The 20,752-nt window shown below is 73.6% G+C and carries 20 protein-coding genes; 15 read left to right on the forward strand and 5 right to left on the reverse strand.

Annotated features, from left to right (window positions below):
* Positions 1-4 precede the first annotated feature (4 nt).
* The 3 genes from ACH4D3_RS39690 to ACH4D3_RS39700 form a co-directional block, all read right to left on the reverse strand.
* The gene (locus ACH4D3_RS39690; protein ID WP_398332633.1) at positions 5-784 is read right to left on the reverse strand and encodes a DUF4097 family beta strand repeat-containing protein; all 780 of its coding nucleotides are present in this window, start codon (positions 782-784) and stop codon (positions 5-7) included.
* An 85-nt stretch (positions 785-869) separates the two neighbouring features.
* On the reverse strand, positions 870-1,244 hold the full coding sequence (locus tag ACH4D3_RS39695) for a hypothetical protein (RefSeq protein WP_398332634.1): 375 nt from the start codon (positions 1,242-1,244) through the stop codon (positions 870-872).
* Positions 1,245-1,310: 66 nt separating this feature from the next.
* Positions 1,311-1,961 (reverse strand): LuxR C-terminal-related transcriptional regulator, encoded by a 651-nt coding sequence (locus ACH4D3_RS39700; RefSeq protein WP_398332635.1) that lies wholly within the window; start codon positions 1,959-1,961, stop codon positions 1,311-1,313.
* A gap of 297 nt (positions 1,962-2,258) precedes the next feature.
* Between ACH4D3_RS39700 and ACH4D3_RS39705 the strand changes: the two genes are divergently transcribed.
* The 15 genes from ACH4D3_RS39705 (at position 2,259) to ACH4D3_RS39775 (ending at position 19,073) form a co-directional block, all read left to right on the forward strand.
* A complete protein-coding gene (locus ACH4D3_RS39705; protein ID WP_398332636.1) occupies positions 2,259-3,335 on the forward strand; it encodes a fatty acid desaturase family protein in 1,077 nt (358 codons plus the stop codon).
* A gap of 142 nt (positions 3,336-3,477) precedes the next feature.
* A complete protein-coding gene (gene mftA / locus ACH4D3_RS39710) occupies positions 3,478-3,591 on the forward strand; it encodes a mycofactocin precursor MftA (RefSeq protein ID WP_385973095.1) in 114 nt (37 codons plus the stop codon).
* Between the two features lie 26 nt (positions 3,592-3,617).
* The gene (gene mftB / locus ACH4D3_RS39715; RefSeq protein WP_398332637.1) at positions 3,618-3,881 is read left to right on the forward strand and encodes a mycofactocin biosynthesis chaperone MftB; all 264 of its coding nucleotides are present in this window, start codon (positions 3,618-3,620) and stop codon (positions 3,879-3,881) included.
* 49 nt (positions 3,882-3,930) lie between these two features.
* Positions 3,931-5,181 carry a mycofactocin radical SAM maturase gene (gene mftC / locus ACH4D3_RS39720; RefSeq protein ID WP_398332638.1) on the forward strand — a complete coding sequence of 417 codons (1,251 nt, stop codon included), beginning with the start codon at positions 3,931-3,933 and terminating at the stop codon, positions 5,179-5,181.
* On the forward strand, positions 5,178-7,139 hold the full coding sequence (locus ACH4D3_RS39725) for a mycofactocin system FadH/OYE family oxidoreductase 1 (protein ID WP_398332639.1): 1,962 nt from the start codon (positions 5,178-5,180) through the stop codon (positions 7,137-7,139). Before mftC ends, ACH4D3_RS39725 begins: the two co-directional genes overlap by 4 nt.
* Positions 7,136-9,091 carry a mycofactocin system FadH/OYE family oxidoreductase 2 gene (locus tag ACH4D3_RS39730; RefSeq protein ID WP_398332640.1) on the forward strand — a complete coding sequence of 652 codons (1,956 nt, stop codon included), beginning with the start codon at positions 7,136-7,138 and terminating at the stop codon, positions 9,089-9,091. Before ACH4D3_RS39725 ends, ACH4D3_RS39730 begins: the two co-directional genes overlap by 4 nt.
* Positions 9,088-10,017 (forward strand): mycofactocin-associated electron transfer flavoprotein alpha subunit, encoded by a 930-nt coding sequence (locus ACH4D3_RS39735; RefSeq protein ID WP_398332641.1) that lies wholly within the window; start codon positions 9,088-9,090, stop codon positions 10,015-10,017. Before ACH4D3_RS39730 ends, ACH4D3_RS39735 begins: the two co-directional genes overlap by 4 nt.
* Positions 10,010-11,320: an FAD-dependent oxidoreductase gene (locus tag ACH4D3_RS39740; RefSeq protein ID WP_398332642.1), complete on the forward strand. Its 1,311-nt coding sequence runs from the start codon at positions 10,010-10,012 to the stop codon at positions 11,318-11,320. The genes ACH4D3_RS39735 and ACH4D3_RS39740 overlap by 8 nt, the downstream gene beginning before the upstream one ends.
* On the forward strand, positions 11,317-11,613 hold the full coding sequence (locus tag ACH4D3_RS39745) for a ferredoxin family protein (protein WP_385973075.1): 297 nt from the start codon (positions 11,317-11,319) through the stop codon (positions 11,611-11,613). Before ACH4D3_RS39740 ends, ACH4D3_RS39745 begins: the two co-directional genes overlap by 4 nt.
* A complete protein-coding gene (locus ACH4D3_RS39750; protein WP_398332643.1) occupies positions 11,610-12,461 on the forward strand; it encodes a mycofactocin-associated electron transfer flavoprotein beta subunit in 852 nt (283 codons plus the stop codon). Before ACH4D3_RS39745 ends, ACH4D3_RS39750 begins: the two co-directional genes overlap by 4 nt.
* Positions 12,458-13,243: a mycofactocin-coupled SDR family oxidoreductase gene (locus ACH4D3_RS39755; protein WP_398332644.1), complete on the forward strand. Its 786-nt coding sequence runs from the start codon at positions 12,458-12,460 to the stop codon at positions 13,241-13,243. The genes ACH4D3_RS39750 and ACH4D3_RS39755 overlap by 4 nt, the downstream gene beginning before the upstream one ends.
* Before the next feature lie 53 nt (positions 13,244-13,296).
* A complete protein-coding gene (gene mftF, locus ACH4D3_RS39760; protein ID WP_398332645.1) occupies positions 13,297-14,709 on the forward strand; it encodes a mycofactocin biosynthesis glycosyltransferase MftF in 1,413 nt (470 codons plus the stop codon).
* 47 nt (positions 14,710-14,756) lie between these two features.
* Positions 14,757-15,419 carry a mycofactocin biosynthesis peptidyl-dipeptidase MftE gene (mftE, locus tag ACH4D3_RS39765; protein ID WP_398332646.1) on the forward strand — a complete coding sequence of 221 codons (663 nt, stop codon included), beginning with the start codon at positions 14,757-14,759 and terminating at the stop codon, positions 15,417-15,419.
* A 446-nt stretch (positions 15,420-15,865) separates the two neighbouring features.
* Entirely contained in the window at positions 15,866-18,673 is a 2,808-nt protein-coding gene (locus ACH4D3_RS39770) for an AAA family ATPase (RefSeq protein ID WP_398332647.1), read from the forward strand.
* A gap of 130 nt (positions 18,674-18,803) precedes the next feature.
* Positions 18,804-19,073 carry a PqqD family protein gene (locus ACH4D3_RS39775; RefSeq protein WP_398332648.1) on the forward strand — a complete coding sequence of 90 codons (270 nt, stop codon included), beginning with the start codon at positions 18,804-18,806 and terminating at the stop codon, positions 19,071-19,073.
* 52 nt (positions 19,074-19,125) lie between these two features.
* Here ACH4D3_RS39775 and ACH4D3_RS39780 read toward each other — a convergent pair whose 3' ends face one another.
* Both ACH4D3_RS39780 and ACH4D3_RS39785 read right to left on the reverse strand, forming a co-directional pair.
* A complete protein-coding gene (locus ACH4D3_RS39780; RefSeq protein WP_398332649.1) occupies positions 19,126-19,392 on the reverse strand; it encodes a PqqD family protein in 267 nt (88 codons plus the stop codon).
* Between the two features lie 323 nt (positions 19,393-19,715).
* On the reverse strand, positions 19,716-20,486 hold the full coding sequence (locus ACH4D3_RS39785) for a thioesterase II family protein (RefSeq protein WP_398332650.1): 771 nt from the start codon (positions 20,484-20,486) through the stop codon (positions 19,716-19,718).
* Positions 20,487-20,752 lie beyond the last annotated feature (266 nt).

Consider the following 20,752-nt stretch of genomic DNA (forward strand, 5'->3'; position numbering starts at 1 on the left):
CGGGTCAGGCCCGGCGCAGGGTGATGTCCCCGCTGGTCGTGGTGATCTCCAGGGCGATCTCCCCGGCTCCCGTCGAGGGGGCGCCGTCGGCGAGCTCACCGCGCCGGTCCCCGCTGTTGGTCCGCAGGACCGGCCGGACGCCGAAGGCCCGGTCGACGCCGATGGTCACGTCACCGGAGGAGGTGGTGACGTGGACGGCCCCGCCGCCGACGGTGGCGACGCGCACGTCCCCGGAGTTCGTCCCGACGCGCAGCCCGCCCTCGGCCGTGCCCAGGCGCATGTCGCCGCTGGACGACTTGCCGCTGACCGGTCCGCCGACGTGCTGCACGCGCAGGTCGCCGGAGCGGGCCGCGAAGGTCAGCGCTCCGCCGACGGTGCCCAGTTCGCTGTCGCCGGAGTTCACGTCGAGCCGCACGTCACCGGCGACGTACTCGGCCTTGGTCTGCCCGGAGCCGGTGTCGACGGTGAGCCAGGACAGCTGCCCGTGGGTTTCGAGGTCGGCCGAGTCGGAGGTGATCTCCAGGGCCGATCCCGCGGGCACCAGGACGTCCACCCGGATCCGTCCCTTGGGCCGGTCGCCCTGCTCGCCGGTGCGCACGGTGAGTACGCCGCCGTGGAAGTCCACCGTGGTCGCCTCGGCGGCCTTGCGGTCCCCGGAACGCCAGGACGCCGCCGGCTGCACCTCGGCCGAGACGCCCGGCCCCGCGGTCGCCTTCACCACGCACTTGCCGCCGGGAATGCGTACGGACGCGGTGACCGGGCCGTTCGCCGGGAATTCGTACATCGCACCTTCACCAATCGTGTGAGCGGGGAGACGGCTCCGCGCTGTGTGTAGGGGGTACGGCCGGGCCTGTGCTCGGGGCCGTCCGTCACGGTCGTACGGACGCCGCCGCGGCGGGTGTCCGCGCCGGTCCCCGCACCGGGGGCCCGGGCCAGGAGTCGTCGGCGGACAGCGCCCGTACCGCACTGTCGTCGAGGCCGATCAGGCGGCCCACCATCGGCAGCCAGGTCTGCCGCACGCTCGCCTGGGCGCTGTCCACCAGCTCGTCCCACGGCACGGCCGTGGGCACGATGCGCGGCGCGTCGGGCCGGCCGGCCGGAGCGGGCACCGCAGTCGGGGAGGGAGAGGGCATGGACGGGGCCGCGGCCCGGGCCAGCGCGACGTGCGCGCAGCTCCGTACCGCGTCCAGCCGTCGCTGCCTGGACTCCTGAGGGCCGTACCGTACGCGCAGGTCGCGGGACATTGCGCCAGGCTAGGACGGACGGCGACGGACCCGACACCCCGACCGACCCCTGTTTGCGGCGCCCCCTCATTGCCGGTCGAGGTAGGCGAGGACGGCGAGGACCCTGCGGTTGTCGTCGTCGGACTGGGTCAGGCCGAGCTTGGTGAAGATGTTCGCCGTGTGCTTGGAGATCGCGCGTTCGGTGCGCACGAGCTGTGCGGCGATGGCCGCGTTGGACCGGCCCTGTGCCATCAGCTCCAGCACCTCCAGCTCGCGTGCGGTCAGCCGGCCCATCGGCTGGTCGGCCGTGGAGTGCCGGGCCACCAGTTGCGAGATGACCTGCGGGTCCATGGCCGTGCCGCCCCCCGCGACCCGGCGGACCGCGTCGATGAACTGGTCCGCGTCGAGGACCCGGTCCTTGAGCAGATAGCCGACTCCCCCGCTGCCGTCGGCGAGCAGCTCCCGCGCGTACAGCTGCTCGACGTGCTGGGAGAGCACCAGCACGGGCAGTCCGGGGCGCTTGCGGCGGGCGGCCAGCGCGCACCGCAGGCCCTCGTCGGTCTGCGAGGGCGGCAGCCGTACGTCGACGATCGCCACGTCCAGGCGCGGGTCGTCCAGGGCGCCGGTGAGGGCGGGGCCGTTGTCCACCGCCGCGACCACCTCGAACTCATAGGCCTCCAGCATGCGCATCAGTCCGTCACGCAACAGGAAGAGGTCCTCGGCAAGCACTACGCGCACAGAATTCTCCAACGTCGCCGCATCTCGGGGGCCACCGGGCGTGGACAGTGGGCCGTTGACGAACCTACCCAGTACGACGTGGGGCGCCCCGGGCGCAAAGGCCTGTGCGCCCCCCTAACTTCCGCTGCGCCCGGGCGGGTTGCCGGGCCCGCGCACCGCACCCGTCCTCGCCCGAAAGCCGCAGGTGAAACGCATAGGGGTGGCGTCAGCCCCCCATGGGCGCGTGGGGTTGCCCCCACCCCTTCGGCGGGGCCCGGCCCACTATCCCCACGCCGTCCCGTTCCCGAGACTCCCTGCATGACGTTCCCGACTGACGCCCTGACCGACACCGCCGCCCCCGCGGCCCGGCCCCGTACGTCCGGCTCCGGTACCGGCAGTGACTTCGCCCGGCTGTCCCAACGCATCGCCGAGGCCGGTCTGCTGGCCCGGCGGCCCGGCTACTACACCGTGCGCCTGGGCCTGGTGACCGCGCTGCTGGCCGGGTGTGCCGTGGCCGTCGTCGTGCTCGGCGACACCTGGTGGCAGCTGGCGGTGGCCGCCTGCCTGGCCGTGGTCTTCGGTCAGATGGCGCTCGTGGCACACGACCTGGCGCACCGGCAGGTCTTCAGCCGGCGCGGGCCGAGCGAGACCTGGGGCCGGCTGTTCGGCAACCTCGGGATCGGAATGAGCTACGGCTGGTGGATGAACAAGCACACCCGCCATCACGCCAATCCCAACCACGAGGAGCTCGACCCCGACGTCGCCCCGGACATCCTCGTGTGGTCGACCGACCAGGCCCGCTCCAGCCGGGGACTGGCCCGCTTCCTCGGCGGCCACCAGGCGCTGCTGTTCTTCCCGCTGCTGACGCTGGAGGGCTTCAACCTGCACGTGTCGAGCATCCGGGCACTGCGCGCACCGTCGACGAAGCGCCGGGTGCTGGAGGGGGCGCTGCTGTTCACGCACATCGCGGTGTTCCTGACGGCCCTCTTCCTGCTGCTCTCCCCGGGCAAGGCGGTGGCGTTCGTCCTGGTGAACCAGTGCCTGTTCGGCGTCTACCTCGGCTGCGCCTTCGCCCCGAACCACAAGGGCATGCCGACCCTCACCGGTGAGGACCGGCCGGACTTCCTGCGGCGCCAGGTGCTGACCTCGCGCAACGTGCGGGGCGGCCCCGTGGTCGACGTGCTGCTCGGCGGGCTGAACTACCAGATCGAGCACCACCTGTTCCCGAGCATGCCCACTCCGCACCTGAAGCGGGCCCAGGTCATCGTGCGCGACTACTGCGCCGAGATCGGCGTGTCCTACCACGAGACGGGGCTGATCCAGTCCTACCGGGAGGCACTGACGCATCTGCACCGGGTGGGGGAGCCGATCAGGCGGCAGCGCAGGGAGGCGTGAGGGCCCGGGACCCGGCGCGCGGACCCCTAACCCGGCGGCAGCCGTGAGGATAGGGGTCCGCGCGCCTTCTGGTGCCCGCACCCCGGAGTTAGGTTTGTCCGCAGCTCAGACCACTTTGCCGCTCTCCGACGGAGGAGTTGTCGTGTCCGAGACCGAGTACCGCCAAGAGCCCGCTTCCGACGATCCGGAGGCAGAGGTCGAAGAGGACATTCTGGTCGAGGAGATCTCCATCGACGGCATGTGCGGCGTCTACTGACGAATGCGCCGCGGAGAGGAGCAGCCGTGTTCGACCCCGACCGGCCCTACCGCTGTTCCCCCCAGGTCGCCCTGCGCCCCGAGCCCTTCGGCGCTCTGGTGTACCACTTCGGCACCCGGCAGCTCTCGTTCCTGAAGTCGCCCGAACTCCTGCGGATCGTCAGCACGTTGGAACTGCACGACGACGTGCGGTCGGCGGTGGACGGGGCGGGGGTCCGGCCGGAACGGCGGGCGGCGTACCTCCGGGCCCTGGCCGGGCTCGCCACCGCAGGGACCATCGAACCCCGCTGAGTCCGCGACCGGACGCCCCGGGGGAGCCAGACGTGACGGGAGAGACCGCTTGAAGCTCGTCGACCACATGTCGCGAGGGCTGGACGCCCCGATCTGCCTGACCTGGGAACTGACGTACGCGTGCAACCTGTCGTGCGTGCACTGTCTGTCCTCCTCGGGCCGCCGCGACCCCCGGGAGCTGGACACCGCCCAGTGCCGCGCGGTCATCGACGAGCTGCAGCGCATGCAGGTGTTCTACGTGAACATCGGCGGCGGCGAGCCGACGGTCCGGCCGGACTTCTGGGAGCTCGTCGACTACGCGACCGACCATCAGGTGGGGGTGAAGTTCTCCACCAACGGCGTCCGGATCACGCCGGACCGGGCCCGCCGGCTCGCCGCGAGCGACTACGTGGACGTGCAGATCTCCCTGGACGGGGCCACCGCCGAGGTGAACGACGCGGTGCGCGGGCCGGGTTCGTACGCCACCGCCACGACGGCCATGCGGAGACTGGCGGACGCGGGCTTCGCCGACTTCAAGATCAGTGTCGTGATGACGCGGCAGAACGTCGGCCAGCTCGACGAGTTCGCCTCGCTCGCCGAGGAGTTCGGGGCGCAACTGCGGCTGACCCGGCTGCGCCCCTCGGGACGCGGCGCCGACGTGTGGGACAGCCTGCACCTCGGCGCCGACCAGCAGCGGGTGCTCTACGACTGGCTCGTGGAGCACGGCGAGGGCGTGCTGACGGGAGACTCGTTCTTCCACCTCAACGCGCTGGGAGAGGCACCCCTGCCGGGACTCAACCTGTGCGGCGCGGGCCGGGTGGTGTGTCTGATCGACCCCATCGGCGACGTCTACGCCTGCCCGTTCGCCATCCACGAGGAGTTCCTGGCGGGCAACGTCCGCTCCCCCGGCGGCTTCACCGAGGTGTGGCGCGGTTCGCCCCTGTTCGCCGCGCTGCGCGAGCCGCAGGGCGCCGGAGCGTGCTCGGCGTGCTCGGCGTACGACGCGTGCCGGGGAGGCTGCATGGCGGCCAAGTTCTTCACCGGCCTGCCGCTGGACGGGCCCGACCCGGAGTGCGTGCGCGGGCACGGGGAGCGGGCGCTGGAACTGGTGGCCGCCGGGTCGGTGCCGCGCCCCGGTGCGGATCACTCGCACCGGACCCGCCCGGCGACCGCGGCCCGCCCGGCGACCTCGGCCGGCCCGGTGCCGGTGGCCATCGGCTGGGGCCCGCCCGCCCCGGGGGGCGCGCCGCCGGACCTGGCCTGCGATCCCGACCCGCTCGCCGGTTTCCGGTCGCCGCGACGCACCAGCGGCGTTTCGTGACCCTCTGCCTGCCCGTCGTCCTGGCCGGCCGTACCGCGCCCAGCCGGGTCGTGTTCGGGCCCCACGAGACCAATCTCGGGACCGGCCGGGCGTTCTCCTCCCGGCACGTGGCCTACTACGAGCGCCGCGCGGCCGGCGGAGCGGGTCTGATCGTCACCGAGACCGCCAGTGTCGACGACTCGGACTGGCCGTACGAGCGGGCGCCCCTGGCGGCCGACTGCGCCGAGGGCTGGCGGGCCGTCGGCGCCGCCTGCCGCCCGCACGGCTCGCTGGTGGTCGCCGGGCTGGGACACAGCGGGTCCCAGGGGTCGTCCGCCTACGCCCGGTCCGCCCTGTGGGCGCCGTCCCGGGTCGCGGACGTGGTCACCCGCGAGATGCCCATGGAGATGGAGCGCCCGCAGCTGGAGCGGCTGGTGGCGGGCTTCGCGGACGCCGCGCGCGCCGCCGCAAAGGCCGGTCTGGACGGAGTCGAGGTGGACGCCGGCCAGTTCAGCCTGGTGCGGCAGTTCCTGTCCGGGCTGACCAACCTGCGGGACGACGCTTACGGGCAGGACCGGGCCCTGCTGCTGCGCTCGGTGCTCGACGCGGCACGCGAAGCCCTCGGCCCGGACCGGATCCTGGGTCTGCGGCTGTCCTGCGACGAGCTGGCCCCCTGGGCGGGCATCACGCCCGAGCAGGCCGCGGACATCGCGAAGGACGTCGCCGGGCGGATCGACTACCTGGTGGTCGTGCGCGGGTCCGCGATGAACCTCGCCGCGACCCGACCGGACCTGAACACGGCGCCCGGGTTCAACACCGGCCTGTGCCGTTCCGTCCGCGAGGCGGTGGCCGGTGCGGTCCCGGTGGTGCTGCAGGGCTCCGTGGTGGACCCGGCCGAGGCGCAGCGCGCGCTCGACGAGGGCGTCGCGGACCTGGTGGAGATGACACGGGCGCAGATCGCCGACCCCGGTCTCGTCTCGCTGTGGCGGGCCGGGCGGGGCGAGCGGATCCGGCCGTGCGTGCTCTGCAACCAGCGGTGCCGGGTGCGCGACGGCCGCAACCCGGTGGTGAGCTGTGTCGGTGAGCCGCGCAGCGGCCACGAGACCGAGGATCCCCGCCTCGACGGCGCGGACGAGGGCACGCTCGACGTGCTGGTGGTCGGCGGCGGCCCGGCCGGTCTGGAGGCGGCCCGGGTTCTGGCGGGCCGCGGGCACCGGGTGGAGGTCGTCGAACGCGGCCCGGCGCTGGGCGGCACCCTGCGCACGGCCGCCGCCGTGGGCGGCCGGTCGGCGCTCGGCGGGCTCGCCGACTGGTGGGAGGCGGAGCTGCGGCGACTGCGGGTAACGGTGAGGACCGGCCGGGAGGTCACCCTCCGGGACTTGGACGCCGCCGAGGCGGCCGGTCGTGCCGTCCTGCTGGCCACCGGCTCGCTCCCCGGTCCGCGCGGCTACGAGGTGCAGGACGCCGCGGTGGTCGAGGCGGCCGACCTGCTCGCCCTGGGGCCGGAGCGGACCCTGCCGCACCCCGGCCCCGTGGTCGTGGTGGATCCGGTGGGCGACGCGGTGGGCGCGGGCGTCTGCGAGCTGCTCGCCGGCCGCGGCTACGAGACCGCCATCGTCACGCAGGACCAGGTGGTGGGCACCCAGCTGGCCCTGACCGGTGACCTGGCGGACGCCAACACCCGGCTGCAGCGGGCCGGGGTGGAGCTGGTGAAGCGCAGCGTGCCACGGGTGGCGCGCGCCGGTGAGCTGGTCGTCGAGGACGTGATGACCGGCCGGCTGCGCACGCTCGGCTGTGCGTCCGTCGTCCACTGCGGCCACCGGCTCCCCGACGAGACCCTGTTCCTGGCCCGTCCCGGCACGCTGCGGGCGGGCGACTGCGTGGCGCCCCGGACGCTGTACGAGGCGGTCCTGGAAGGCCGGCGGGCGGCTCTCGACCTGGCCGCCGGCGCCAAACCCGACGGTGAGCGAAGGCCATGACGTACCGGCACCTCTTCTCCCCCCTGCGGGTCGGCCCGCTGACGCTGGCCAACCGCGTGGTCTTCTCGGCCCATCTGACGAACTTCGCACAGGACGGGCTGCCCAGTGAGCGGCATGCCGCGTACTACGGCGCGCGGGCGGCGGGCGGGGCCGGGCTGGTGATCACCGAGGAGCACTCGACCCACGTCACCGACTGGCCCTACGAGAAGCTCATCCACGGCTTCCGTCCGGCGGTCGTACCGGGCTACCGGCGCATCACCGACGCGGTGCACGCGCACGGCGTCCCGGTGCTGGCCCAGCTCAACCACAACGGCGGCCAGGCCTCGGGGATGTACTCGCGCCGGCCGGTGTGGGCTCCCTCGCCGGTGCCGGACCCGCTGTTCCGGGAGGTGCCCAAGGCGGTCGACCTCGCCGAGATCGCCGAGATCACCGACGGCTACGCGACGGTCGCCGGGCACACCGTCCAGGGCGGCTTCGACGGTGTGGAGCTGCAGTGCTCGCACTCCTCCGTGGTGCGCGGCTTCCTCTCCCCCGCGACGAACCTGCGCACGGACGCGTACGGCGGTGCGCTGGCGAACCGGGCCCGGCTGCTCCTGGAGATCGTCGACGCGGTCCGGGAGGCCATCGGCCCGGACCGGGCGCTGGGCGTACGGCTGTGCGGGGACGAGCTGATCGACGGCGGCACGACCATCGAGGAGGCCGTCGAGGTGGCCCGCATGGTGGAGGCGACCGGGAAGGTCGACTACATCAACACCTCCATCGGCGTGGCCACGTCGACGCTGTACATGATCGAGGCCTCAATGGCGGTACGCCCCGGGTACGCGCTGTTCGTGTCCAACGCGATCCGCCGTGCCGTGCGGCTCCCGGTGATCGGGGTCGGCCGCATCAAGGACCCGGTCCAGGCCGAACGGGCGCTGGAGGAGGGGCACTGCGACCTGGTGGGCGTGGTGCGCGGGCAGATCGCCGACCCCGACTTCCTCGCCAAGGCACGGGCCGGGCACACCGCCGAGATCCGCACCTGTCTGTCCTGCAACCAGGAGTGCGTAGGCCGGATGGGCCTGAACCACCGGCTCGGCTGCATAGAGAACCCGCGGGCCGGTCACGAGGCCGTCGACCTGCCGGTGCCGCGGGCGGGCACCCGGCGGGTCCTGGTGGTCGGCGGCGGTCCGGGCGGGCTGCAGTCCGCCGCGACGGCGGCGCGGCTCGGGCACCGGGTCACGCTGTACGAACGCGCGGGGGCGACGGGCGGGCAGGTGGCGTCCGCGGCCGTCGTGCCGGGGCGGGCCGAGTTCCTGGACCTGACCCGCAATCTGCTGACCGAGTGCCGCCGCCTGGGCGTCGAGATCAGGACCGGCGTGGAGGCGACGGAGGAGATGCTGCGGGCCGAGCGGCCGGACGCGGTGGTGCTGGCGACCGGCGCCCGCCCCCAAGCGCCGCACTGGGCGGGCGGGCTGGCACGCGTCGTGGACGTGCGGGACGTGGTGGAGGACCGGGCGGCACCCTTCGGCGACGTGCTGGTGGTGGACGAACTCGGCTTCCACCAGGCCACGTCGGTGGCGGAGCTGCTGGCCGACCGGGGCTGCCGGGTGCGCATCTGCACGCCCGGCATGGTGGTCGGCCAGGACCTCGGCATCACCCTGGACATGGAGACGTTCTGCGCACGGGCGGACGCCAAGGGCATCGAGTTCGCCACGGACCGCGTGGTCCTGTCCGCCGCGGGCGAGGAGGACGGCGACGGGGTGAGCGTCGAGGTGCTGACCCACACGACCGGGCAGATGTCCCGCGTGCGCGCCGACTGGGTGGTGTGCGCCGTGCACCAGACACCGGAGGACGACCTGTGGAAGGCGCTGCGGGACGCCCCCTTCGAGGTGCACCGGGTGGGCGACTGCCTGGCACCGCGCCGCGCGGACGCCGCGGTCGTCGAGGGCCACCGAGTGGCGGCGGCGCTGTGAGCGCGGCACTGCCCGCGCTGGACGCGGTCGCGGTCGTGCCGGTCCGCGGTGGCGGACTCCCGCCGGGGGCGGACGAGTCCGCGGCGGAGGCCGGTGCGGCGGCGCTGCTGGTGGGGGACGGTACCGAAGCGGCCCGCGCCCGGCTGGGCAGCGCCCGGACCGCGTGGACGATGGAGGCGCCGCTGCCGGACGCCGGTGTGCTGGCCGAGGCGCTCGCCCCGCTGCTGGCACGCGTGCACACCGTGCTGCTGCCCGCCTCCCCGGACGGCCGGGACCTCGCGCCCCGGCTGGCGGTGGCGCTGGACCGGCCCCTGCTCGCCGGGGCCGTCGCGGTGTCCGGGCAGGGCGCCGAAGTGCTCCGGCACGGGGGCCGGCAGCTGGTCGAGCTGGCGGCCGCCGGGCCCTTCGTGGCGACGCTGCTGCCCGGTGTGCGCGGTGCCGAACCGGCACGCGGCGAACCGGTGACACACCGGGTCGAGGCCGGGTGGCCGGACGCGCCCGGCGGCACGGAGACCCTGGGGACCGTCGCGCCCGGTCCCGGCGGCACCCCGCTGCCTCAGGCGTCCCGGGTGCTGGGGGCGGGGGCCGGACTGGGCGGCGGCGCGGCCGTCGGACTGCTGGCCCGGGCGGGACGGGCCCTGGGCGCTTCGGTCGGCGCGACCCGCGCGGTGACCGACCAGGGCCTGCTGCCGCACGACCGGCAGATCGGCACCACCGGTGTGGTCGTGGACCCGGACCTGTATCTGGCCTTCGGCGTCTCCGGGGCCGCGCAGCACGTCGGCGGCCTGGGCAGCCCGCGCCACGTGGTCAGCGTGAACACGGACCCGCACTGCCCGATGACCGCGATGGCCGACCTGGGCATCGTGGCCGACGCCCCGGCCGTACTGGCCGAGCTCGTCCGGCGCCTGGAGGCACCCCATGAGTGAACGCATGTTCGACGTGGTCGTCGTGGGGGCCGGCCCGGCGGGCTCCGCGGCCGCCCTGACCGCGGCGCGCGCCGGTCTGTCGGTGGCGCTGGTGGAGCGCGGCCCGCATCCCGGATCGAAGAACGTCTACGGCGGCGTCGTCTACGGCCGGGTGCTGGACGAACTCGTACCCCAGTGGTGGGAGCAGCTGCCGGCCCAGCGCTGGATCACCCGCCGCTCCACCATGATCATGACCGACCGGCAGGCGGTCACCGTGGATGTGCGCGCCGAGGCCTGGGGCGGGCCGCCGTACAACGGGGCCACCGCCTTCCGGGCCGACCTGGACGGCTGGCTGGCCGGGCTGGCCGAGGAGGCCGGTGCCGTGCTGGTGCTGTCCACGGTCGCCACCGGTCTGCTGCGGGACCCGGACGGAACGGTGCGCGGCGTGCGTACGGACCGCCCGGACGGCGATCTCACCGCGGGCGTCGTCATCGCCTGCGACGGGGTGAACTCCTTCCTGGCCAAGGAGGCGGGACTGTTCACCGGCCGGGACGCCGCCGGGCACAACTCGCTCGGGGTCAAGGAGACCCTGGCGCTGCCCCGCGAGGTGATCGAGGAGCGGTTCGCCCTGCGCGGCCGCGACGGCCTGGACATGGAGATCCTCGGCTGCACCCGCGGCATCCCGGGCGGCGGCTTCCTCTACACCAATCTCGACTCCCTCAGTCTCGGCGTCGTCGTCGGCCTGAAGGGCCTGGCGGACTCGGGGGTGCGGCCGGAGGAACTGCTCGCCGACCTCCGGGCCCACCCGTCGATCGCGCCGCTGGTGCGCGGGGCGGAGCTGAAGGAGTACACCGCGCACCTCCTTCCGGAGGGCGGCTACGACACCATGCCCGAACTCGCCGGGGACGGGATCCTGGTCGCCGGGGACGCCGCGGCGATGTGCCTGGCGGCCGGCGTGTGGCTGGAGGGCGTCAACTTCGCCATCGGCGCGGGCATGTACGCGGGCCGGGCGGCCGCCGAGGCGCTGGCCCGCGACGACACCTCCCGGGCGGGGCTGACCGGCTACCGGCGCATGCTGGAGGAGTCCTTCGTCCTCGCCGACCACCGCCGGCTGCGCCGGGTCCCCGGCCTGGTCTTCTCCGACCGGGTGCAGCAGCGCTACCCCGCCCTGCTGTGCGACCTCGCCGAGGAGTTCTTCCGGGTCGACAACCCCCGGCCCAAGCCGGGCCTGGGGCGCCTGCTGCGCAGTACCGCGTCCCGGCACGGGGTGCGGCTGCGCCATCTTCTGTCCGACGCAGTGACGGGTTGGAGGTCGTTCGGATGAACGCCGAGTACCGCGACATCGCCTTCGAGAGCCGGATGTCCACGGTGGACTTCCGGCTCTCGGAGCGCGCCCACATCAGCGTGGACGCGGCCGTGTGCCGCTCCTGCCCCCACCAGGTGTGCGTGCACGCCTGTCCGGCGAAGCTGTTCGTGCCGACCTCGGACGGCGGCATCCTCTTCAACTACGAGCAGTGCTTCGAGTGCGGCACCTGCTACCAGGTGTGCGACGCCGAGGGCGCCATCACCTGGACCTACCCCGACGGCGGCCACGGCGTCGTCTTCCAGCAGGGATGAGCGACGTGCTGGTGGCCGCCGCGATACGGCACGGCGACCCCGGGGTGCCGGTGGACCCGCTCACCGGCGCCGTGCGGGAGGACCGCGGGACCGGCCGGGCGAGCGACGCGGGACCGGCCGCGCTGGAGCACGCGCTGCGGCTGGCGGACGCGCTGGGCGGGCGGTGCGTGGCGGTCACCGTCGCGGGTGCCGGGGCCGACGGCATGCTGCGCGAGGCGCTCGCGGCGGGCGCGCACGAGGTGCTGCGCGTCGAGGGCCCCGACCACGACGGCGCGGCGACGGCGCGCACCCTGCACCGGGCGCTGCTGGAGCGGCACGGTCCGCCGGACGTGGTGGTGTGCGGAGACGAACCGGCCGGCCACGGCACCGGCGCCACCCCGGCGTTCCTCGCGGCCCGGCTCGGCGCGGCCCAGGCACTGGGGCTGCTGGAACTGCGGGCGGCGCGGGATGCGCTTGACGCCGTGCGCGGGCTGGACGCGGGGCGCTGCGAACGGCTGCGCATCCCGCTGCCCGCGGTGTGTTCGGTCCGGGCCGACTGCGTCCGGCCGCGGCGGGCGCCGCTGCCCGCCGTACTCGCCGCGAGCCGGGCCGGGATACCCGTCGTGACGGTGGCCCCGCCGGCGTCGCCGGACGCCGTGCGCACCGTCGCGGTACGGCCCTACCGGCCGCGGCCGAAGGTGCTGCCCGGACCCTCGGGCGACACCGCGCGGGACCGGATGCTGGCGCTGACCGGCACGTTCGTGCCGCGTACCCCGCCCCGGGTGGTGGCCGCCGCCGAACCGGCCCACGCGGTCGAGGAGTTGCTCGGGTTCCTGCGCGCCCACGGCTACCTGGAGCAGGACCGGTGAGCGCCCGGGTCGCGGTGGTGACCGGGGCGGCACGCGGGATCGGGGCGGCGGTGGTCCGGCGGCTGGCGCGGGAAGGCTGGCGGGTCGTCGCCGTCGACGTCTGCGCGGACCTGCCCGGCGTGGCCTATCCCCTGGGCACCCGGGAGGAGTTGGCCGCGCTCGCCGCCGAGTGGCCGGACGCCGTGGTGGACGTGGTGGCCGACGTGCGGGACACCGGGGCACTGGGCGAGGCGGTCATGCTGGCCGAGCGCGAGTTCGGCGGGGTGGACGCGGCGGTGGCCGCCGCGGCGGTGATGGCCGGCGGGCAGCCCCTGTGGGAGACCGGGGACGACGACTGGGAGGCACTGTTCGGCATCGGCGTGCGGGGCGTCGCCAACCTGGCCCGGGCCGCCGTGCCCGCGCTGCTGCGCAGGCCCCCGCCGCGCTCGGGCAGGTTCGTCGCTCTGGCGTCGGCCGCGGCCCATCGCGGGATGTGGCACCTGGCCGGGTACGGCGCCGCCAAGCACGCCGTGGTCGGACTGGTCCGGGGGCTGGCGTGCGATCTGCGGGGCACCGGGGTCACGGCGACCGCCGTGTCACCGGGTTCGACCCGTACGGCCATGCTGGACGCCAGCGCCGCGCTCTACGACCTGCCGGACGTGGAGGACTTCTCCCGGCACCAGCTCGTGGACCGTCTGCTGCTGCCCGACGAGGTGGCCGCCGCGGTGTGCTGGCTGTGCCGCGCGGAGTCGTCCGCGGTGACCGGCACGGTCGTGCACGCCGACGGTGGTCTCACCGTGTGACGGTTCGGCAGAGTCCGTCCGTGCCCGGCGCGGACGGGGAGAAGAGGTGGAACGTGACGACGCCCTTGCGCATGACCGCCGACCCGGGTCTGCGGCGCCTGAACGGCGGGCGGCTGCTGCTCGGCGGCTCGCCCTACCGGGTGCTGCGGCTGTCGGCGACCGGCGCCCGGCTGGTCGACGAGTGGCTGGCGGGAAAGCCCGTGGCCGCGCGGGACGCGCACCGGCGGCTCGCGGACCGGCTGGTCCGGGCGGGGATCCTGCATCCCGTGTACGAGACGGCCCGGCTCACCGGTCGGGACGTCACGGTGGTGGTGCCGGTGCGCGACCACGCCGAGGCGCTCGCCCGGCTGCTGCCGGCGGTGCGGGACTCCGCGCGGGTGGTGGTCGTCGACGACGGGTCGCGGCGGCCGCTGCCGGACGCCGCCGTGCGCCACCACACCTCCCGGGGCCCGGCGGCGGCCCGCAACACCGGCTGGCGGCTGGCCGGCACCGAACTCGTCGCGTTCCTGGACGCCGACGTCGTCCCGGACGCGCACTGGCTGGACCCGCTGCTGCGGCATTTCGAGAACCCCGACGTCGTAGCGGTGGCACCGCGCGTGCTCAGCGCCACCGGAACGTCGCTGCTCGCCCGCTACGAACAGGTGCGTTCCTCGCTCGACCTCGGTGGCGCGGCGGCACCGGTGCAGCCGGGCGGCCGCGTCTCCTACGTGCCCTCCGCGGCCCTCGTCGTGCGCGCCTCGGCCCTGCGGGAGAGCGGCGGCTTCGACGAGGGGATGCGCTTCGGCGAGGACGTGGACCTGGTGTGGCGGCTGGCGTCCGCCGGTTTCCAGGTGCGTTACGAGCCCGCCTCCACCGTCGTGCACACGCCGCGCTCCCGGTGGCGGGCGTGGGCCCGCCAGCGGTTCGACTACGGCACGTCGGCGGCGCCGCTCGCCCTGCGCCACGGCCGGGCGGTCGCCCCGCTGAAGGTGTCGGTGTGGAGCGCCGCGGCCTGGGCGGGACCGGCCGCGGGCCGGCCGCTGACCGGGCTGGCGGTGGCGGGGGTGACCGCCGCCCTGCTGCCGCGCAAGCTGAACGCCGTCGGGGTGCCCGCGGCCGAGTCGCTGCGGCTGGCGCTCTACGGCCATCTCGGCGCCGGACGGCTGCTGGCCGACGCGGTCACGCGTTCCTGGTGGCCGGTGGCGGTGCCCGCGCTGGCGGCCACCCGCCGCGGCCGCCTGCTGCTGGCCGCGGCGTACGCCTGCCATGTGCGGGAGTGGCAGCAGCGCCGCCCGCCCATCGATCCGTTGCGCTGGACGGCGCTGCGCGCGCTCGACGACCTGGCCTACGGCTCCGGCGTGTGGTGGGGCGCCCTGCGGCACCGCACCGTCGCCCCCCTCCTGCCGGACCTGTCCGACTGGCCCGGCCGCGACGGTGTGCGCACGGAGCCGGCGCCCGGCGACCACGCGGGCGGACAGCCGGAGTGAGGCGGTCCCACCGGCTGGACGCGTTGAGCTCGCCGGAAGTCGCGGCCGTGGCCGCGACCAGCCTGCTGGCGGTGCCCGTCGGCTCGACCGAACAGCACGGCCCGCACCTGCCGTTGACGGTGGACACCGACATCGCCACCGCGCTGGCCGACACCCTGGCCCGGGAGCGCGACGACGTGCTGCTGGCTCCGGCGGTGTCCTACGGGTCCAGCGGCGAGCACGCCGGCTTCACCGGCACGTTGTCCATCGGCCGGCAGGCCGTCGAATCGGTCCTGGTCGAACTCGGGCGTTCGGCCGACGCGTTCGCCGGGGTGGTGTTCGTATCCGGCCACGGCGGCAACGCGGTGCCGCTCGCCCGCGCGGTGGCCCGGCTGCGCCGGGAGGGACGGCGCGTCCTGCCGTGGTCGCCGACCGGCTCGCCCACCGACAGTCACGCCGGCCGCACCGAGACCTCGGTCATGCTGGCGCTGCGCCCGGAGACCGTGCGCACGCCTCTCGCGGAACCCGGTGACGTGCGGCCGCTGTCCGAACTCCTGCCGCGGCTGCGCGCGTCGGGGGTACGCGCGGTCAGCGGCAACGGCATCCTGGGCGACCCGGCCGGCGCCACCGCCGAGGAGGGCCGCCGCATCCTGGCCGCCTGGTCCCGCGACCTGCTCGGTGTGACGGAACGCTGGGCCGCCGCCGCGCGGGCCGCGACCGCGACCGACTGAGCGCGTCACTCCCCTTCCCCGCTCTCCCTTCCCCGCACTCCCTGCGCTGCTTCCCGCTGCCCTCCGTCAACTCTTCCCGGCAGAGGGTTGTCACTCCGCCCTGCCGCATGTACGGTTGTCTCATACGTAAGTACGTATAGATCATTTGCCCACCTGCGGCCCTCGCGAGGGCCGCCCACGAACGCCGCGCTCGTTGTGTTCCCCCGCCAACGAAGGCGCGGCCCCGGTCGGGGCTCCCGCAGCCGCGGGAAGCCCCGACCCTCAATCGACCGTGCGACGGCGTCGAGGCACTGATTCCGCCAACGCGACACTCCGCCGCCGCACAACTCCGTGGGCAAAATTTTGAGGTCCCCCTCCAAATCGGAACCAAGGGTGGGCTATATTCAGTCATACGTCTTAGTCATACGTTCATGCCACGCACCCGTACAACGGGGAGGTCCGACGACATGACGCTCGTCGAACGCGATCGGCCCATCGATCTCCTAGAACAACTTCTGTCCGAGAGCCGCGCCGGCCGGGGACAGGTAGCTCTCATCAGCGGCGGTCTGGCCAGCGGCAAGACCGCCGTCCTCGACGCCTTCACCGACCGGGCCACCGCATCGGGGGCTCTCGTCCTCAGTGCCACGGGCTCGCGGGCCGAACGCACCCTGCAGATGGGGGTGCTGGACCAGCTGTTCCGAAGTCCCGCCCTTCCACCGGAGGCCGCCCGGGGCGCGGCGGACCTGGTGACGGTCGCGGCACAGAGTCCCGACGAAGTGGACCTCGACCCCGTGACGATCCACCGTTCACACGTCAGCCGGGTCCACGGCATCTGCTCGGTGCTGCTGGACCTCTCCCGCGAGCACCCGCTGGTCATCACCGTCGACGACCTGCAGTTCGTGGACGGGGCCTCCCTCCAGGTGCTGCTGTATCTGCAGCGCCGGATCCGGGCGGCGCGGATCGTGATCGTCTTCAGCGAGTGGGACCATCGCCGCACTCCGCTGCCGCGCTCCTACGCGGAACTCACCCGCCGCCCGCACCACGTGATCAAGCTGTCCATGCTGAGCGAGGAAGGCATCGCGCAGCTGGCGGCCGAGTACCTGGAGCCCGCCGGGGCCCTGCGCCTGGCCCCGCACCTGCACCAGTGGAGCGGCGGCAACCCCCTGCTCGCACGCGCCCTGTTGCAGGACAGAGCGGCCGCCGGCCTGTCGGACGCCTCCGGCACACCCGACACCTGCACCGCCTTCACCGGCGGCGTCCTGAGCTGCCTGCACCGCTGGGACCCGCTGCTGCCGGAGGTGGCCCGGGCCCTGGCCGTACTGGGCGACTACTCCTCGCCCTCGATGGTGCGCCGGCTGATCGGTGTCGAGATCGGCACCGCGGCACAGGTCATCGGCGTCCTGCAGGAAGCCGGGCTGCTGCACCAGGACCTCACCTTCCGCCACCAGGCGGCCCGTGCGGCGGTACTGAGCAGCCTGGAGCCCGGCGACCGGACAGTGCTGCACCAGCGGGCCGCGGCCATCCTGCGGGAACACGGCGTCGCCGCGTCCGACGTGGCGCACCACCTGATCGCGGCCGACAGCGGCGAGGGCCAGTGGGCCGCGGAGGCCCTGCGCGAGGCCGCCCAGGAGGCACTCGCGACGAACCGGCCCGACTTCGCGGTGCAGTGCCTGACGCTCGCGCTGGCCGCGTGCTCCGACCAGCGGTCCGGCACAGCCATACGAAGAACGCTGATGCGCATCGAGTGGCGCGCCAATCCGAGCGCCGCCGCCCGGCATCTGCCCCCGCTGCACGACGCCCTGCGCGCCGGATCGCTGTCGGGACGCGACGCCGTCCTTCTGGTCCGCCACCTGCTGTGGCAGGGCAGCCCGGAGGCGGAGACGGTCGCCAAGGAGGTCTTCCGCGACGCGGACGAGCAGTGCGACATCGAGACGATGGCCGAGGTGCGGCTGACGCAGGCGTGGATCCACGGCTTCTCCCCCCTGGGCAGCGACACCGGAATGGACGCCCCCGCGGCCCTGAAGAAGAATCCCGGCAAGGCCAACGGAAACCTGTGGGTACAGGCGGGTGCGACCCTCGGCGCCGCGCTCGCCGCGCAGAGCAGCAGCCGGGTCGTCGACAACGCCGAGCACATCCTGCGCAGCTGCCAGCTCGACGACCGCACGCTCGAAGCCATCGCATGCGTCCTCACCGCACTGGTCTACGCGGGAAGATCCGACCTCGCGGGCGCCTGGTGCGACTCCCTGGCACAGGATGCCGAGCGCCAGGGGGCCGGCACCTGGAAGGCGGTGCTCACCGCGCTGCGGGCGGAGATCAATCTGCGCCAGGGCAACGTGGCGGAGGCCGCGGCGCAGGCGCGCGACGCGCTCGACCAGCTGCCCGCGCAGGCCTGGGGCGTGGTCATCGGACTGCCGCTGTCGACAGCCATCTTGGCGGACACCGCGATGGGACGGCACACTCCGCTGCCCGAACGGGCCGTGCCGCCCGCCATGTTCGACACGATCTTCGGGCTGCGGTACCTGCACGCCCGCGGTCACCGCCATTTCGCCCAGGACCGGGTCCTGGCCGCCATCAACGACTTCCAGCGGTGCGGCGACCAGGCCCAGGAGCGGGGCACCGATCTGCCCGTCCTGGTCCCGTGGCGCACCGACCTGGCCCAGGCGCACATCCGGATGAACCAGATGCAGACGGCCCGGGAGCTGGCGGAGGAGGAGCTGGCACGCCCCGGAGCGGACAGTCCCGTGGTCCGGGGCCACGCACTGCGCGTGCTCGCCGCCGCCAGCGACCCCAAACTGCGTTCGGGGCTGCTCAGGAAGGCGGTGGACGCCTTGCAGGACTCGGGTGATCGCGTGGAACTCTCGCACACCCTCAACGAGCTGAGTCAGCTCCACCACGAACAGGGGCACCACCACCGTGCCCGGGTGGCGGCCCGCCAGGCGGCACGGGAGGTGCGGACCCACCACACCAAGGAGTTGCTGTCCCAGCCCCTCGTACGGCCCGACCGGCCCGCCGAGGACTCCGAATCAGCCGTTTCCGCCACCGATTCGGTGCTGAGCGACGCCGAGCGCAGAGTCGCGACACTGGCGGCCCTGGGCCACACCAACAGAGAGATCAGCCGTCGGCTCTTCATCACCATAAGCACCGTCGAACAGCACCTCACCCGCGTGTACCGCAAGCTCAACGTCCGGGGCAGGGCCGACCTTCCGGCCGGCCTGACCGTGCACCGCGACCACCCCACCGTCGGTGCCGGCCCGCACACGTCGCAGGCGTACTGAGGCCAAGAGGGATCTGGATACACCCAAAGGGTGAGGACAGCCCCCTCTTCAACATCGGATCGACCTGCCACCATGGAGACTGTCGGTTACCTGAAGCGGCGGACAGCGTGGGGTCCGCGGGGAGGCAGTCGTGGCCATTCTTCCCAACCCGGACGTCACAGCGGTCGTCTTGGAGGACGGGTGTTTGGAGTTGCACTCGCAGCAGTCGGAGAAACCCATTCGCTGCGCCCCGGTGAATACGGCGATGTGGATCGCCATGCGCCAGCACGGCGGCCATCTGGACACGGTCGCCGACCTGTTGGCCGACCTGTGGGACGTGGATCCCGGACTCGTACGTTCCGATCTGGACCTGTGGGTGAGCGAACTGGGGAACGCCGGCCTGGTGCACGACGCCCCCTGAAGGAGAGGCGCAGTACTCCCTGACTACGCGAGGCTCCGGAGCGCCGCCGGGCTCAGCCCTCGACGCGACAGAGTTCCGCGGCCCGCAGCTCGTCCACCCACATTTCGAGTTCCGCGCGGATGAGTACGCATTCCGCGTTCCACAGCTCGGCAAGCGCATTCGCGGCTTCCGCCGGATCTCCGTCGTGCTGGCGCAACGCGATCCACAACGCGGCGGTGTGCGGTGCGAACCTGTACGTCTCACCCCCGGCCTTACTCAGGAGCAGCTCTCCGTTTTCCAGTACGGTCGCCGTGACACCGTGTCGGGGCAGAACTCGCATCGCCCCTCCCTCCTTGAAGCAATCCACGCCCGGACATTGAGGGAGCGGAGAACCCTGAAGGCCAAAAGGCCGCTTCGGCGACGAAGTGACAGACAGGTATTTCACGGCAACAACCCCGAGGGGCGTATGGACCCCGAAGAACAGCTGTGGAGACCAGGGAGCAGCCCAGCCGTACATACTCACTTTATATGTCACTTACGCAGCAGTAAAGGGCGGTAACCAACGGTCACCTAAGCGGCGTACGGGCCCCTGAGCAGGCAGGCGTGAATTGAATATGCAACAGGAGCACCGCATATGCGGCGCTCCTGTCCGGCCCGGGGTCGTCAGCGGGAGTCGGCCACCGCGGCGCCGGCAATGTGGCCGGATATCTCGGCCATCACCTCATCGGCGTGGGCGTTGAGGAAGAAGTGGCCGCCGTCGAACCGGCGCACCCTGAACGGCGCGGTCGTGTGCTCGGCCCAGGCGGCCGCCTCGTCCTCGGTCACCTGCGCGTCCCCGGTGCCGACCAGCGCGACGACGGGGCAGGCCAGCCGCGGGCCGCCCGGGAAGCGGTAGGTCTCCGCCGCCCGGTAGTCGTTGCGGATCGCCGGAAGGACCATACGGAGGAGCTCCGGGTCGCCCAGTACCTGCGAGTCGGTGCCGCTGAGCTTCCTCAACTCGTCGATGAGCATGTCGTCGTCGGCCCGGTGGACGGTCTCCTCACGGAACCGGGACGGGGCGCGCCGGCCGGAGGCGAACAGCCCGAGCGGCACGATGCCCCGGCTTTCGAGCCGGAGGGCCACCTCGAAGGCGAGGGACGCCCCCATGCTGTGCCCGAACAGCGTGAGCGGCCGGTCCGCCCACGGCATCAGTTCCTCCACCACGGCGTCGGCCAGTTCGCCGATGCTGTCGATGCACCGCTCACCGCGCCGGTCCTGCCGGCCGGGGTACTGCACGGACAGCACGTCGACGCCGGGGGACATCGCCCGCGAGACGGGGAAGTAGAACGTGGCCGATCCTCCCGCGTGGGGGAAGCAGACCAGCCGCGTCGGCGCCTCGGGCGCCGGGTGGAACCGGCGGATCCAGGCGCCTGCCTCGGCGGACGATCCAGTCATGGCTTCTGCACTCCATTCCCCCGCGGACGGCCGGTGCCGCGCCTCCGCACCGTGCCGCATCGGCACGGCACACCACTCATGCAATTCCGAATTCACCGGACCGTACGACAGCGTTCAGCCCACCCGGCACGGAGACTCGTCCGGATGCCGGACCGGTTCCTCGCAAAATGCAAAGGGAGAGCAAAAAACCGTCGGGGCGGTACCGGATCGCCCCGAGGGTTCATTCAACCCGCCGACCCGTGTGGCCCGCCAGAGGGATCCACCCC

This window comes from Streptomyces sp. NPDC018026 (assembly GCF_044327745.1).
Lineage (GTDB): Bacteria > Actinomycetota > Actinomycetes > Streptomycetales > Streptomycetaceae > Streptomyces > Streptomyces rubrogriseus.

Bases quoted from the DNA above. Each gene is read 5' to 3' on its own strand.
- ACH4D3_RS39730 (WP_398332640.1), top strand. From the start codon at position 7,136: ATGACGTACCGGCACCTCTTCTCCCCCCTGCGGGTCGGCCCGCTGACG.
- ACH4D3_RS39780 (WP_398332649.1), bottom strand. From the start codon at position 19,392: ATGCGAGTTCTGCCCCGACACGGTGTCACGGCGACCGTACTGGAAAAC.
- ACH4D3_RS39740 (WP_398332642.1), top strand. From the start codon at position 10,010: ATGAGTGAACGCATGTTCGACGTGGTCGTCGTGGGGGCCGGCCCGGCG.
- ACH4D3_RS39785 (WP_398332650.1), bottom strand. From the start codon at position 20,486: ATGACTGGATCGTCCGCCGAGGCAGGCGCCTGGATCCGCCGGTTCCAC.
- ACH4D3_RS39770 (WP_398332647.1), top strand. From the start codon at position 15,866: ATGACGCTCGTCGAACGCGATCGGCCCATCGATCTCCTAGAACAACTT.
- ACH4D3_RS39750 (WP_398332643.1), top strand. From the start codon at position 11,610: ATGAGCGACGTGCTGGTGGCCGCCGCGATACGGCACGGCGACCCCGGG.
- ACH4D3_RS39690 (WP_398332633.1), bottom strand. From the start codon at position 784: ATGTACGAATTCCCGGCGAACGGCCCGGTCACCGCGTCCGTACGCATT.
- ACH4D3_RS39705 (WP_398332636.1), top strand. From the start codon at position 2,259: ATGACGTTCCCGACTGACGCCCTGACCGACACCGCCGCCCCCGCGGCC.
- ACH4D3_RS39745 (WP_385973075.1), top strand. From the start codon at position 11,317: ATGAACGCCGAGTACCGCGACATCGCCTTCGAGAGCCGGATGTCCACG.
- ACH4D3_RS39695 (WP_398332634.1), bottom strand. From the start codon at position 1,244: ATGTCCCGCGACCTGCGCGTACGGTACGGCCCTCAGGAGTCCAGGCAG.